Consider the following 15,198-nt stretch of genomic DNA (forward strand, 5'->3'; position numbering starts at 1 on the left):
AAAGGACTTTTTATGTATCTATTCACTTCAGAAGTCGTAAGTGCAGGTCATCCAGACAAGTGCGCTGATATAATCGCTGATACGATAGTGGATATACTCTTGAAAAATGACAAAAATTCAAGGGTGGCGAGTGAGGTTTTTGTCGCAGGAAATAAGGTTGTGATAGGAGGCGAAGTTAAGTCAAATCACAAACTTAGTAAAGCTGATTACGATAATTTAGTTAAAGATGTTTTAAAAAACATTGGTTATGATGGGGCAGGGCATTTTAACAAAGAGCAGTGTTTGCATCCTGATGAAGTTGATGTTATGGTGTTTTTAAATGAACAAAGCCCTGATATCAATCAAGGTGTCGATCAAGAAGATGGCGAAACAGGGGCAGGTGATCAAGGCATTATGTTTGGTTTTGCAAGTTGTGAGGCTGAAGAATACATGCCAGCAGCCATTAGCTATGCAAGAATGCTATGTGATAAAGTCTATGCTTATGCAAAAGCAAATCCACACGAACTTGGCGTGGATATTAAAACTCAAGTAACTATTGATTATGGCACTAAGGCGAATTTTGAAAATTGCAAACCGCAAAGTATTCATACTATAGTAGTTTCTGCGCCTTGTGTTGAAAGTATGAAAATAGAAGATTTAAGATCTTTGGTGATGAAACTTATCTTAGATAGTAATTTACCAAAAGAACTTTTTGACCCTAATAAGACTAGAATTTTAATCAATCCAACTGGTAAATATATTAATCATTCTTCTTTACATGATAGTGGTTTAACAGGAAGAAAACTTATAGTAGATAGTTTTGGAGGTTATTCTCCAATAGGTGGTGGCGCACAATCGAGTAAAGATTATACTAAAGTTGATAGAAGTGGACTTTATGCAGGTAGATGGCTAGCTAAAAATATAGTTGCAGCAGGGCTTGCTAAAAAATGTATTGTTCAACTTAGTTATGCTATAGGTGTTGCAAAACCTACTTCGGTAAGTGTGGATTGTATGGGCACAAATACCAGTGTAAATGATGATGTTTTAAGTGATTTTGTTATGCAAAACTTCTCTTTAACGCCAAATTGGATCCGTGATAAATTTCATCTGGATAAACCAAGTAAAGAAACTTTTCTTTATGCGGATGTAGCGGCTCGTGGGCAAGTAGGACAAAAGGACTATCCTTGGGAACAACTTGATGCTCTAGAACAGTTTAAAAAGCTGCTTTAAAAAATTAACAATATTATACAAGCTTAAATAAGGCTTGTATAATTATAAAGAATTAATGAAGTTGTATTAATTTTTGACTTAGAGGGATATTTTTCAATATCCCCCATAAATATAAAAGTTAGGAAGGAAGCTAAATTAATTTAGCTTTGGGGTAAAAACCCCTCTAAGTCAAAATATTATTTGACAGAATTATAATATAAAATAACTTAAATTACTTTAAAATTAAAATTTTAATATTATTTTTTATCATTAAATATTTCTTTGGATAAATTTTTTCCAATCTTTACTTAAAAGCTTTTTAGGGAGTATAACTATATTCTCTTTACCATTTGTAGCATGATAAACACTAACCCCATATTTACTTGCATAAAATTTCATTAAGAGTTGTTGGAGTTTGTATTCGCTGCTATTATTAAACCAAGCATTGTTGCTTAGAGCTATAATAATTTGTGAATTTTGATAGTTTTGTTCTTTGGTAGCTTCATAACAAATTGCATTTGTAATAATTTGATTGTCTAATTTATATTTGCTTTGTATAGGACCTTGGGAAAATTCTTCAATATTTTTAAGAAAATATTTTTTTATTAAGTCTTTAAAAAATGGAATTTCTTCACCAAAGGGAACTAAAAAATGCTTATTTAAAATATAGACATTGCCTTTTTTAAAGATATACGTGCTATTGTAAGTATGCTCTTTTTCAGTATAAAATGCTCCCGTAATAATGGTAATTTTATAAGATAATTCTTTAAGCATAAGTTCATATTTGGTATTTTTTAAATCAAAAGCAAAAGCGGTTTCAGGCAAGATTACAAGTTCTTTTTTTTCATTTATAGCTTGAAATATATCTTGAATTAGGATATCAGAATTTGATTTTAAATTTTCTTGTAAAAATTTTTGATCTTGAGAGATATTAGTATTGATGAGTTTGTAGTTTAAATTAAGAGTTTGAGCTTGTTTTTCATTATATTGAAATCCACTAAAGAATAAAATAAGAACAATTGCTATTTTATAATATCTTGATATATAACCCTCATAGATGAAATATGCTATTAAAAATATGCAAATAATACCACGATAACTTGGGTCAAAAAAACCATAAACTGTAAAAATTCCCCAATTAAGCCAATCAAATCCTAAAGGATGGATAAAACTTATGCAAAAAATTCCACAAAGTCTTAAAAAATCAAATTTTAATAAATAACATAATCTAAAAAGCAGCCCATAAATAAAACCAATGATAATTGGTACAATTGGTACTAAATAGTTTAGATTAAAATAAATTGAAGATAAACCAATCCACCAAAACCAAAGAATCCCTACAAAAAAACCTATCCAAAAATATTGTTTAGAATTTTTACTTTTTAGGAGTAAAACTAACCCCCAAATAGCTAAAAATGGACTAATGGTTTGTGTAAAAATATTTTCAAAAAATGATAGATAAATAGAATTTGAAAGTAAAATTGCAATAAAAAAGACTTTTATTATTTTAAAAATGATAGAATTAGTGTTTAATTTTTTTGGAATAAAGGAAAAATATGGCAGAAAATTCAATTTTAACTTCATTGTTACCTCTTGTAGTGTTATTTGCAATTTTTTATTTCTTGGTGATCAGACCGCAACAAAAACAAGCAAAAGCACATAAACAAATGCTTGAGTCTTTGCAAAAGGGAGATAAAATCATCACTAATGGCGGACTTATTTGTGAAGTCGTAAAACCAGAGGAGGATTTTATCAAAGTTAAGCTTAATGAAGACAATGTTACTGCAAAAATTTCAAGAGAATTTATAGCAAAGAAAATTGATGCGTAATTCTAAAATCAATTATCGCTTGATTATTTTTATAGCGGTATTTATTTTTGGAGTGGCTTTTTCACTCCCTTCTTTTTTGCAGTCAGAACGTGGTGTGAAGATTAATTTAGGGCTTGATTTGCAAGGTGGGCTTTATATGCTCTTAGGTGTAGATAATGAAGAAGCTGTAAAATCTAAAATAAAATCAATTGCATCTTCATTGAGTTATTCTTTTAATAAAGAAAATATTTTAAATGACGGCTTAAATACCCATGATGATATTTTAGAATTTACTTTGCTTGATAATGCGGATATTGCAAAAGTTGAAAATTTGCTTAAAGAAATAAAAGGAATTAATATACAAAGTGAAAATATGCACTATAAAATTTCTTTTACCTCAGAAGAAGTAAAAAATATAGAAAATTTTGCACTTTTGCAAGCAGTTGAAACCATAAGAAATAGGCTTGATCAATTTGGTTTAGCAGAGCCAACAGTTGCTAAGCAAGGTAATGATAAGATTTTGGTTGAACTTGCAGGGATTAAAACCAAAGAAGATGAACTAAGAGCAAAAGAACGCATCACAAAAGCAGCACATTTACAACTTATGGAAGTTGATGATTCTAAAATGGGTCAAGCTTCCACAATGAGCGACGCTGAGGCTGCGAGTTATGGACTGATTTTAGTGCCTGATTCTAGAAATCCAAATTTAAAATATACCTTAAAAAGTATACCTATTTTAGATGGATCTATGCTTACTGATGCTAGAGTAGGGATTAGTGATAAGAGTAATTATCCTGTGATTAATTTTACTTTAAATGCCGAGGGTTCTAAAAAATTTGCTGATTATACAGGAGCAAATGTTGGAAAGCGTCTTGCTATTGTACTTGATAATAAAGTATATTCTGCTCCATCTATCAATGAACGCATAGGCGGAGGTAGTGGGCAAATCAGTGGAGCTTTTACTCAAGAAGAAGCACGCGATGTGGCGGTAGCTTTAAGAAGTGGAGCTTTGCTTGCGCCTGTAAAATTACTTGAACAAAGAAGCATAGGACCATCTTTAGGTGCTGATAGTATTAAAATGAGTATGATAGCCTTAATCGGTGCATCGGTTTTTATTGTAGTATTTATGATGATGTATTACGGTGTGGCAGGAATTTTTGCAAATATTGCAATGCTAGTTAATGTTTTGGTAGTAGTGGCTGTTATGGCTATGTTTGGAGCAACTTTAACTTTACCAGGGATGGCAGGACTTGTTTTAACTGTGGGTATGGCAGTAGATGCAAATGTGATTATCAATGAGCGCATACGAGAACTCTTGCGAGATGGAGTAAATATAAGAGCTAGTATAGAGCAAGGTTATAAAAATGCTATGAGTGCGATTATAGATTCAAATATCACTTCTTTAGTTACTTCGGTAGCACTTTATGCTTATGGAACAGGAGCGGTTAAAGGTTTTGCTGTGACTTTGGGAATTGGTATCGTTGTTTCTATGATTACAGCTATTTTAGGAACTCACGGAATGTTTGATTATTTTATGCAACGCATAGAAAAAAGTAATAATACAAGATTTTGGTTTGGTTATAGGAGAAGATAATGCAGTTTTTTAGCGAAAAGAAAATTTACGATTTTATGAGAATGCGTTTTACTGCTATTTCTCTTTCTTTTATTTTGTTTTTTGGTTCTATTTATTTGCTTTGGGATAGGGGTTTGCAATATGGCATTGATTTTAGCGGAGGAACTTTAGTTCAGCTTAAATATGAAAATGCAGCTCCTATAACACAAATTCGAGAAATTTTAGAAAATCAAGGAACTTTTCAAAATTTATCTGTAACCGAATTTGGAAGCAATAAGGAAGTAACCATACGCTTTTTAGGAAGTAATGATAATGTAAGCAATGATATAGGCGAGCATATAAGTACTCTTTTAAAAGATACGGGAAAATTTGAAGTGCGTCGTGCCGATGTGGTGGGTCCAAAAGTAGGTGATGAACTTAGAAATAAAGGACTTATGGCCATAGCTGTATCTTTGATAGCAATTTTAATTTATATAGCGTTGCGTTTTGAGTGGCGTTTTGCTCTTGCGGCTATAATCAGTGAAATTCATGATGTTGTGATTACTTTAGGGGCAATTTCTTTATTTAAAATTGATGTCAATCTAGATACTTTGGCTGCTGTTTTAACTGTGCTTGGGTACTCTTTGAATGATACAATTATTATTTTTGATAGAATCAGAGAAGGCATTAAAACAAGTAAAAAAACCGAACTTGCACCTATTATCAATGAAAGTGTTTCAGCAACTTTATCAAGAACGGTTTTAACTTCAGGGTTAACTTTAGCAACCGTTGTGATACTTTATTTCTTTGGCGGGGAAATGATACAAGGATTTTCTTTGGCTTTAATTGTAGGTATTATAGCGGGAACTTTAAGCTCTATTTTTGTTGCAAGTCCGACATTATTATGGTTTAAATTTAGTGTGCTTGAGTTTAGAAATAAAGAAATTGAAAAAGCAAAAAGAAAACAAGATAAAGAACGCAATCGTGCAATGTATGAAAAAGGAACAGTGTAAGGAGAATTTATGGCTTATGAAGCAAGTTTAATAGAAAAAAAATGGCAAAAAATTTGGGATGAAAAGGAATATTTTGAGCCAAAAGATGATTTAAATTTGCCTAAAAAATATATTTTATCGATGTTTCCTTATCCTAGCGGACGCATTCACATGGGGCATGTAAGAAATTATACTATAGGTGATGCTTTAGCAAGATATTATCGCAAGATAGGTTTTAATGTTTTACATCCTATAGGTTTTGATAGTTTTGGTATGCCTGCTGAAAATGCAGCTATTAAACATAAAATTCATCCTAAGTCATGGACTTATGAAAATATAGCTTATATGAAAAAAGAACTTTTTTCTTTAGGTTTTTCTTTTTCTAAAAAAAGAATGCTTGCTACTTCAGATCCACTTTATACAAAATTTGAGCAAGAATTTTTTATTAAGATGTTTGAAAAAGGTTTGATTTACACTAAAGAAGCAAATGTAAATTGGTGTGAACAAGATCAAACGGTTTTGGCTAATGAGCAAGTTGAAGACGGAAAATGTTGGCGTTGTGGTCATGAAGTGGTGCAGAAAAAAATGCCAGGTTATTATGTAAAAATCACTGCTTATGCTGAGGAACTTTTAAAAGATTTAGAAGAATTAAAAGATAAATGGCCTAATCAAGTTTTAACTATGCAAGAAAATTGGATTGGTAAAAGCGAAGGTTTGGAATTTTCTTTAAATTTAGACGAAGAAAGCAAGCAAAAAACTAAAGAAAGTTCTTTAGAAGTTTTTACTACAAGAGCAGATACAATTTATGGAGTTTCGTATATCGCTTTAGCTCCAGAACATAAAATTGTTCAAAATTTGCTTTCGCAAAATTTATTAAATCAAGATGTATTAAATAAAATCAAAGCTATTCAAAATCAAAGCCCAAGAGAAAGACAAAGTTCTGAAAAAGAAGGTTATTTTTTAGGAATTTATGCCATTCATCCTTTAAGCGGAGAAAAAATTCCTTTATGGGTGGCTAATTTTGTCTTGGCTGATTATGGTAGTGGAGCGGTTATGGCTGTTCCAGCTCATGATGAAAGAGATTTTGAATTTGCAACAAAATATAATCTTGCCATCAAACAAGTTATTCAAACTCAAGAAAATTTACCTTATACGCAAAAATCAGGAAAATTAATCCATAGTCAAGAATTTGATAATCTTGATTGTAATGAGGCAAGATTAAAAATCATTTCTCAGTTTGAAGCTAAAAATATAGGAAAAAGGGTTGTAAATTTTAAAATTCGTGATTGGGGTGTTTCGCGTCAAAGATATTGGGGTGCGCCTATTCCTATGATTAAATGTCAAAGCTGTGGTATAGTACCTCAAAAACTAGAAAATTTACCTATTACTCTGCCTGAAGATGTGCAAATTACAGGAGAGGGCAATCCACTTGATAAACATCCAACTTGGAAAAATTGTATCTGTCCAAAATGTGGCAAAGAGGCTCAAAAAGAAAGCGATACTTTAGATACTTTTTTTGAAAGTTCTTGGTATTTTGCACGTTTTGCAAGTGATGAGAAAACTTGGCAGGAAAAAGCTTTAGATGAAAAAAGTGTAAAGTATTGGATGAGTGTGGATCAATATATAGGTGGTATTGAACATGCAATCTTGCATTTACTTTATGCGAGATTTTTCCAAAAAGCTTTAAGAGACTTGGGTTATTTAACGCAAAATGAACCTTTTGATAGACTTTTAACTCAGGGTATGGTGTTAAAAGATGGTGCTAAAATGTCAAAATCAAAAGGCAATGTTGTAGATCCTGATGAGATTATAGAAAAATACGGTGCTGATACCGCAAGACTTTTTATACTTTTTGCTGCGCCTCCGGCTAAAGAGCTTGAATGGAATGATGATGCTGTTGAAGGGGCTTATAGATTTATTTGCAAACTCTATGATAGGGCGCAAAATGTTAAAAAAGGTGAGCTTGTAGAATTAAAACAAGAAAATTTAAATAAAGAAGAAAAATATGCAAGATTAAAGGTATATGAAGCTTTGAAAAAATCCTTTGAAGTTTATCATCAAAGTTTTGCTTTCAATACTTTAATTGCAGCTTGTATGGAGGCTTTAAATGCTTTAGCGCTTTGTAAAAATGAAGCTTTGGAGCAAGAGGCTTTTTATATTATTTTAAATATTTTAGAGCCTATTATTCCTCATGTTTGTTTTGAGCTTAGCGAGGAGCTTTTTAAATGTAAAAATTTCAAAAAATTAGAACTTAAAGAAGAGGTTTTTGTAAAAGATACTTTAAATTTAGCTGTAAGTATTAATGGTAAAAAAAGGGCTGAATTTGAAATTTCAAGTAGTGCGAGCAAAGAAGAAATTTTAGCTTTTGCAAAAGAAAATACTGCTAAATGGCTTGAAGGTAAGAGTATAGTTAAAGAAATTTATGTGGAAGGAAAGCTAGTTAATCTAGTGATTAAATGAAAAAGATTTTAATTTTTTGTATAGGTTTATTTTTAGGTGCTTGTGGATATGTTCCTACATCAAAAATCGCTAATAATATTTTTGATGAGAAGGTTTATGTTAATGTTGAATTAAGTCAACAAGACCCAAAAAATAGTATCTATGTTGCCGATACTTTAAAAGAAATGGTAATTTCAAAATTAGGGCGTAAACTTGCTTTAAAACACGAGGCAGATGATGTAATTAATGTTAAAATGAATAATTTAGAATTTATTCCTTTAGCTTATGATAAAAATGGCTATGTTATTAGTTATAAAGCTAAATTAAATTTAGATTTTAATGTTGTCTTTAAAGATGGTTCAAGTCAGGCTTTTAGTACAAGTGGAAGTTATAATTTTGAAATTTCTCCAAATAGTATTATTAGTGATTCTGCAAGGTATGAGGCTATTCGAGCAGCTTCAAGCGAGGCATTTGATGAGTTTATTTCCGTAATTGCTATTAAAGGGCAAAAACGTGATTCCAAATACTAATGAAATAGCAAAGCAAACTTTAATTGCATTAAAAGAAAGAAAACTAAAACCAACTCCTGAAAATTATACGGAAATTTTTGAAGAATTATCTTTAAAATATGGTATCACAAGCTCAAATAAAGCTAAACTTGACAAATACAAAACCTTGCTTTTACCGATTTATCAACAAGAATTAAATTCTAAAACTATAAGAAGTTTAGAAGAACTAATTAGTTTTTTAATTTCTGTTTTAAATAGACAAAGCGGAAAACAATTTAGTGAATTTTTTGATTTTTTATATACTATATCTAAAACTTTGCAAATAAGTAAGGATAAAAAGATAAGAGATTTGGCTAAGGTGACTTCGATTAGAATTTCTAAAACTATGGATAGTGAAAGTATTTACTTGCTTACCAAAAAATGGAAAGAGCTTGAAAGAAATTATGATGAAAATAATTTAGAAGAACAAGCTCGTAAATATGGCATTAGTAAATATGATGATTATGATAGCGTGATTAAAAAACTCTTAGTTAAACTTGAAGAGCGTAGTTATGAGCACTTTAGTGAATTATTATGCTTGGGTTTAAATCCTTCATTGGTAGAAGATTTAAAAATTCAAGGTTTTATACAAAATTTAACACAAAAGCCTTTTGTAATAGGCGAAGAAAATTTTAAGAACGAATTAATGGAATTTATCAATCATCGCATAATGGTTGATAATATGTATGTCCAAAAAAATTTAAATTTTTTTAATGATAATCTAAAAAAAATCTATGAATTACTTGTTTTGCTTAATAAATCGAATGAAAAAAATATGGATTTTATCAATACCTTAAAACCAGATGAAAATGGGGAAGTAAAACTTAGTTTTGAGGATTTAAAACTAAAATTTAAACAACTTGGAGAAAAAATTACATCTTTAAATAATCAAATTGAATTCACGCAAAATTTGGAGGAGAGAGAGGCTTGGAGTGTTCTTAAAGAGCTTGATAAAATGGATGAAAATTTTAATAAGTATAAAGTTAATTATTCTTTAGCTTTATTTTCTATAGTGAATTACCGTTTCATTATGGAAAAATATGGTATGGGAAGTTTGAATGAAATTTTTGTTCGATTTAAAAAAATTTTAAAAGATTCTTGTAGCGAATTTGATGAACTGTGGATGATAGATGAAAAGAGTTATTTGATTGTTTCGCCAGGAAAAAGCAAAGATGAAATTACACAGCTTGTAAATACAAATCTTAAAACTATAGAAAATTTTAGATTTATTTATAAGCAAGATATTATAACCCCTAAAATTCACGTGGCTTATCTTGATAAGCAAAGTAAACCAAGTATTAATATTTTAGATGAGTTAATAAAGCAAATTGCAGCGGTTAATGAACAATATAATGAAAGTTGAGAATTTTTTAGCCCAAAAAAGCATAAATTACGATAAAATTGACCGTTTTTTGATGTTTAGAATGTATGAAAAATATAAGAAATGTTTTAAAAATATTCCTATAATTCAACTTATAGGCACAAACGGTAAAGGTAGCACGGGTAGATATTTAACCCAACTTTTAGAAAATTTAAATTATAAAATAGGGCATTATACTAGCCCGCACATTTTCAGTTTTAATGAAAGATTTTATCTTGATGGTAAGATTGCAAATGATAAAGAATTAGAACAAGCTCATATAAGACTTGAAGAAATTTTTAAACAAGACTTGCAAAAATTAAGTTATTTCGAATATGCTACTTTTTTAGCTATGATTTTATTTCAAAAATGCGATTTCATTGTTTTAGAAGCAGGGGTGGGTGGAGAATATGATGCTACTTCTGTTTTTGAAAGAAGAATGAATATTTTTACAAGAATTGGATTTGACCATGTTCAAATTTTGGGTAATTCTTTAGAAGATATTGCAAGAACCAAGCTTAAAATTATGGCACCTATAGCGCTTATAAGTGATGAGCAAGAGCAAAATGTTTTAAATTTAGCAAAAAAAATTGCTTTTTTAAAAAAAGCTGATTTGCAAGTTTCTTCCTTAAATCCTTTTTTGAAAGAAAATTTTGAGATTTATTGTAAAAAGTTTGTTTTACCTTATTTTTTAAAGCATAATTTAAAGCTTGCATTAAAGGCTTGTGAAATTTTAACTTCGCAAGAAAAAACCTTAGAAGCTTTAAAAAAGTTACAAGAGTTAAATTTACAAGGAAGATGCCAAGAAATTTCTCCAAATTTTTTTGTTGATGTGGGTCATAATCCCATGGCTGCTAAGGCTATGCTTGATAAATTTCAAGGAGAAAAAATAAATCTTATTTATAATGCTTATTTAGATAAGGATATTTTTCAAATTTTAAATGCATTAAAGCCTATTATTGATACAATACAAATATATAAATATAAAAGTGCAGAACGAAAGCTGGCTGATGATGAAATTTATAGTATTGCATCAAAGCTAGGCATACAATGTAAAGAATTTGTAAAATTAGAAGAAAATAAAAAAAATCTAGTTTTTGGCTCTTTTATGCTGGTAGAAAATTTTTTAAAGGAGTGGTGTGGTAAAAAATAAATTCACTATTACCATTACAGATATTAACGGTTCAAGACATTTTTATTTAAATCAAATAATCAAAAAAATAGTTTTTTATACTATTGCTTTTATTGTTTTATTTTTAGTTTTTAGTGGTTTTTATATCAAATATCTCGATAGCAAACTTAGTGATATCAGTGAAAAGCGTGAGGAGCTTTTGAAAAAAAGTAAAGAATTGGAATTATCTAATTCGCAAATGCAAAAAAGCATAGAAGAAAAAACTCAGCAGTATGCAGCTATAGAAGATAAAATAGCTTCTTTTGAAGAGGCTTTGGGCTTAGAAGCAGAAAATAATCTTACAATTAGTGCAAGACTTGATAATCTTCAGCTTACCAATGAGCAGCAACTTGGAATTTTGGGACAAATTCCTAATGGATGGCCTATTGAAAATAAAGGTATTACGGGAAATTTTGGCTGGAGAGAGCATCCGCTTTTAAAAAGAAGGGAATTTCATCCTGGCATTGATTTAAGAGCAGAAATTGGTACTCCTATTTATGCACCAGCAAGTGGAGTGGTGGAATTTTCAGGTTATAATGATAATGGCTATGGTTATAATGTAATTTTATTGCATAATTTTGGTTTTAAAACAGTATTTGCTCATATGATGCGCAAAGAAGTAGTCAAAGCGGGTCAATTTGTTAATAAAGGGCAGTTGATAGGTTATAGTGGCAATACAGGTCTTTCTACGGGGCCGCATTTGCACTATGAGGTAAGGTTTATTAATAAAACTTTAGAACCTTTGTATTTTTTAAATTTGCAAAGAAAAAATATGAATGATTTTTTTAATCAAGAAAGGAGAGTTCCATGGCAATCTTTAATAAAGGCGGTATCAGCCCAACATCCAGCTCTAGCTCAGAAACAACAGTAATTTCTTCAGGTGCGAGAATTGAGGGTAAATTTTATTTTGCTTCTATGCTTCATGTTGATGGAGAGTTAAGTGGTATTATTCATTCTGAAAGTATTGTAGTTATCGGAAAAAATGGAAATTTAAAAGGTGAATTACAAGCAGATAAAATTGTAGTAAATGGGTATTTTGAAGGGCAGCTTGAGGCTAATAGTTTAGAAATTTTAGCAGGCGGAGTTGTTAATGGCGATATTTCAACGCAAAAAATTTCTATAGAAAATGGCGGTCGCTTTAATGGAACTAGTAAAATTAAAGAAGATACTATCAAACTTATTGAAAATAACAACGAAGAATAATGCAAGCTTCATTTTATGAATACCTACAAAATCCAAAAATTTGTGAACTTTTGCTTTGTAAAGATGAAAAACAAGCAGATTTACTTGCTCAAGTTTCACGATTTAAGGGTTTAAAAACCTTTGTTTTACCTGATTTTAGAGCGCAGTTTGGAGATGATTTAAGGGCTTTTTCCAAAGAACTTTTTGATCTTTGCAAGATTTTAAATGCTTATCATAAAGAAGAAGAAAAAAAAATCCTTATTTCTCCTTTAAATACTGTTTTAAAAAAACTTCCTTCAAAAAAACATTTACAAAATTATCATATCGATAAAAAACAAAATTTTGATTTGAAATGTTTTGAAGATGAAATTTCAAGATTGGGATACGAATTTGTAGATATAGTTCAGGATAAAGGTGAAATTTCAATTCGTGCGGATATTATTGATATTTTTTGTATCAATGAAGAAAATCCTATTAGAATTTTACTTTTTGGCGAAGAGATTGAAAGCATAAGATATTTTGATTTGCAAAGTCAAAAGTCTATTCCTAATGAACTAGAATATTTTGAAATTTGTCCTTTTTTAAAATATTTTGACAAAGAAAATTATGAAATTTTTAAGGACAAATTAGAAGATTTTCAAAGCGATACTTTAATACATGATATTAATTCTTTAGGATTTTGGTGTATTGATGATTTTTTTGATTATTTAGAACTTGATTTTTTAGCTTGTGAAAAGTTTGATATTAATGAATATGAAAAAGATATAAGTTTTGTGAATGCAAAAATTTTACCTCAAGCTAAAAAATTTAAAGAATTGCAAAGTTCTTACAATAAAGATTTTTTTGAATTTCATAAAAATAAAAAAATCACACTTTTAGCTAAAAATGAAGCTTTGTTTAAAGCTTTGGAGCTTGAAGATACTCAAAATATCCATTTTGTAAAAAGTGATTTAAGGCTTAATCTTATTAGTCCTGAAGAGCTAATCATTTCTTTAAATCAAAAAGAAAAACAAAAAACAAGAAAAAAAGCTAGTTTGATTATAGATGAGCTTAAAAATGGGGATTATATAGTGCACGAAGATTATGGAGTGGGCAAATTTTTAGGTCTTGAGATGATAGTGATAAGCGGAGCAAAAAAAGAGTTTGTTGCTATAGAGTATCAAAATTCTGATAAGCTTTTATTACCAGTGGAAAATCTTTATTTGATTGATAAATATTTGGGTGTGAGTGGATCTATTCCAAGCTTAGATAAACTAGGTAAAACAAGCTTTATTAAACTTAAAGAAAAATTAAAGACTAAACTTTTAGCCATAGCTTCTGAAATTGTTATTATGGCGGCTAAAAGATCTTTGGTGCAAGCAAAAAAAATTACAGTGGATTTAAATAGACAAGCTGATTTTATAACTAGTGCAGGTTTTATTTATACAAGCGATCAAGAGAAAGCTTGTCATGAAATTTTGCAAGATTTTCAAAGTGGAAAAGTTATGGATAGGCTTTTAAGCGGTGATGTGGGTTTTGGAAAAACAGAAGTTGCCATGAATGCTATTTATCCAGTGGTTAAAAGTGGATTTTGTGCATTTTTATTTGCGCCTACAACTTTGCTTTCTCATCAGCATTATAAAACCTTAAAAAAGCGTTTTGATCCTTTTGATATAAAGGTTTTTAAACTGGATCGCTTTACAAGTAGTGCAGAAAAAAAACAAGTTTTACAAAATTTAAAAGAAAATAAAGCTTGTGTAGTTGTAGGAACTCATGCGCTTTTAAGTGTAGAATGTGAAAATTTAGCTCTTGTTATTATTGATGAAGAGCATAAATTTGGAGTGAAGCAAAAAGAAAAGCTTAAAGAAATCACTCAAAATTCACATATTTTATCCATGTCAGCAACCCCTATACCAAGAAGCTTAAATCAAGCTTTAAGTTCTATAAAATCTTATAGTGTTTTACAAACTCCACCAGAAGATAGAATGGATGTAAGAACTTTTGTCAAAGAAAATGATGACGCACTTTTAAAAGAAGCTATAGCAAGAGAGTTAAGACGTGGTGGGCAAATTTTTTATATTCATAATCATATTGCAAGTATAGAGCAGTGTAAAAAACATTTATTAGAACTTTTTTCTACTTTGCGTATTTTGATTTTACATTCTAAAATCGATGCCAAGGTGCAAGAAGAAGAAATGTTGAAATTTGAAAACAAAGAATATGATTTGCTTTTAAGTACCTCTATCGTAGAAAGTGGGATTGATTTACCTAATGCAAATACTATCATAGTAGAAAAAAGCGATCGTTTTGGTATGGCTGATTTGCACCAATTGCGTGGGCGTGTAGGAAGAAGTGATAAGCAAGGTTATTGTTATTTTTTAATCGAAGATAAAAATGCTATCACAAAAGATGCTTTAAAGCGTCTAGTTTCTTTAGAAAGTAATTCTTTTTTAGGCGCAGGTTCTGTTTTGGCTTATCATGATCTTGAAATTCGTGGCGGTGGAAATTTATTAGGCGTAGATCAAAGTGGACATATCGAGCAAATTGGATATAGTTTATATCTTAAAATGTTAGAAGATGAACTTAATGCTTTAAGTAAAAATGAAGTGGATCAAAAAGAAAATAAACTTGATTTAAAACTCAATGTTAATGCCTTTTTAAATAGTGAGCTTATCAGCGAAGATCGCTTAAGATTAGAACTTTATAGAAGACTTAGCAAGTGTGAGCAAGTTCATGAGGTTTATGAGATCGAAGGTGAAATTGAAGATCGCTTTGGAAAACTTGATGTTTATACTAAGCAATTTTTATCTTTGATTATTATTAAAATTTTAGCTTTAAATAAATTTAAAAGTATTAGCAACTATGAGCAAAATATTCAATTTACTGCTTTAAATGATGAAAAAGAACTCATCAAAGCAAAAAGCAAAGACGATGATGATATTTTAGAGGCAATTTTAACGCATTTAAGAAAGGCTTAAA

General features: G+C 29.9%; 11 protein-coding genes and 1 pseudogene. 11 read left to right on the forward strand and 1 reads right to left on the reverse strand.

Annotated features, from left to right (window positions below):
• The first annotated feature begins 12 nt into the window (after positions 1 to 12).
• Positions 13 to 1,209 (forward strand): methionine adenosyltransferase, encoded by a 1,197-nt coding sequence (gene metK, locus AJN58_RS06670; RefSeq protein ID WP_002861817.1) that lies wholly within the window; start codon positions 13 to 15, stop codon positions 1,207 to 1,209.
• Positions 1,210 to 1,445: 236 nt separating this feature from the next.
• Here the strand turns inward: metK and AJN58_RS06675 are convergent.
• A pseudogene (locus tag AJN58_RS06675) lies at positions 1,446 to 2,772 on the reverse strand (apolipoprotein N-acyltransferase).
• On the opposite strand from AJN58_RS06675, the gene yajC reads away from it, so the two are divergent.
• The 10 genes from yajC to AJN58_RS06725 are packed head-to-tail and all read left to right on the forward strand — an operon-like array spanning position 2,745 to position 15,197.
• Positions 2,745 to 3,017, forward strand: coding sequence for a preprotein translocase subunit YajC (gene yajC, locus AJN58_RS06680; protein WP_002786346.1), 273 nt, complete (start codon positions 2,745 to 2,747; stop codon positions 3,015 to 3,017). The pseudogene AJN58_RS06675 and the gene yajC overlap by 28 nt on opposite strands.
• Positions 3,010 to 4,590, forward strand: a complete 1,581-nt coding sequence (gene secD, locus AJN58_RS06685) for a protein translocase subunit SecD (RefSeq protein ID WP_070233049.1) — start codon at positions 3,010 to 3,012, stop codon at positions 4,588 to 4,590. The genes yajC and secD overlap by 8 nt, the downstream gene beginning before the upstream one ends.
• Positions 4,590 to 5,561, forward strand: a complete 972-nt coding sequence (secF, locus tag AJN58_RS06690; protein ID WP_002870529.1) for a protein translocase subunit SecF — start codon at positions 4,590 to 4,592, stop codon at positions 5,559 to 5,561. Before secD ends, secF begins: the two co-directional genes overlap by 1 nt.
• Positions 5,562 to 5,570: 9 nt before the next feature.
• Positions 5,571 to 8,000 (forward strand): leucine--tRNA ligase, encoded by a 2,430-nt coding sequence (leuS, locus tag AJN58_RS06695; RefSeq protein WP_070233051.1) that lies wholly within the window; start codon positions 5,571 to 5,573, stop codon positions 7,998 to 8,000.
• A complete protein-coding gene (gene lptE / locus AJN58_RS06700) occupies positions 7,997 to 8,509 on the forward strand; it encodes an LPS assembly lipoprotein LptE (protein ID WP_002860199.1) in 513 nt (170 codons plus the stop codon). The genes leuS and lptE overlap by 4 nt, the downstream gene beginning before the upstream one ends.
• A complete protein-coding gene (locus tag AJN58_RS06705; protein WP_070233053.1) occupies positions 8,493 to 9,890 on the forward strand; it encodes a hypothetical protein in 1,398 nt (465 codons plus the stop codon). The genes lptE and AJN58_RS06705 overlap by 17 nt, the downstream gene beginning before the upstream one ends.
• Positions 9,856 to 11,040 carry a folylpolyglutamate synthase/dihydrofolate synthase family protein gene (locus AJN58_RS06710; RefSeq protein WP_074470034.1) on the forward strand — a complete coding sequence of 395 codons (1,185 nt, stop codon included), beginning with the start codon at positions 9,856 to 9,858 and terminating at the stop codon, positions 11,038 to 11,040. Before AJN58_RS06705 ends, AJN58_RS06710 begins: the two co-directional genes overlap by 35 nt.
• Entirely contained in the window at positions 11,027 to 11,929 is a 903-nt protein-coding gene (locus tag AJN58_RS06715; protein ID WP_044780205.1) for a M23 family metallopeptidase, read from the forward strand. The genes AJN58_RS06710 and AJN58_RS06715 overlap by 14 nt, the downstream gene beginning before the upstream one ends.
• Positions 11,866 to 12,261: a polymer-forming cytoskeletal protein gene (locus AJN58_RS06720; protein WP_002868630.1), complete on the forward strand. Its 396-nt coding sequence runs from the start codon at positions 11,866 to 11,868 to the stop codon at positions 12,259 to 12,261. Before AJN58_RS06715 ends, AJN58_RS06720 begins: the two co-directional genes overlap by 64 nt.
• Entirely contained in the window at positions 12,261 to 15,197 is a 2,937-nt protein-coding gene (locus AJN58_RS06725; RefSeq protein WP_070233057.1) for a DEAD/DEAH box helicase, read from the forward strand. Before AJN58_RS06720 ends, AJN58_RS06725 begins: the two co-directional genes overlap by 1 nt.
• Position 15,198 lies beyond the last annotated feature (1 nt).

This window comes from Campylobacter sp. BCW_4321, from assembly GCF_001763075.1.
In the GTDB taxonomy this organism is placed as follows: domain Bacteria; phylum Campylobacterota; class Campylobacteria; order Campylobacterales; family Campylobacteraceae; genus Campylobacter_D; species Campylobacter_D jejuni.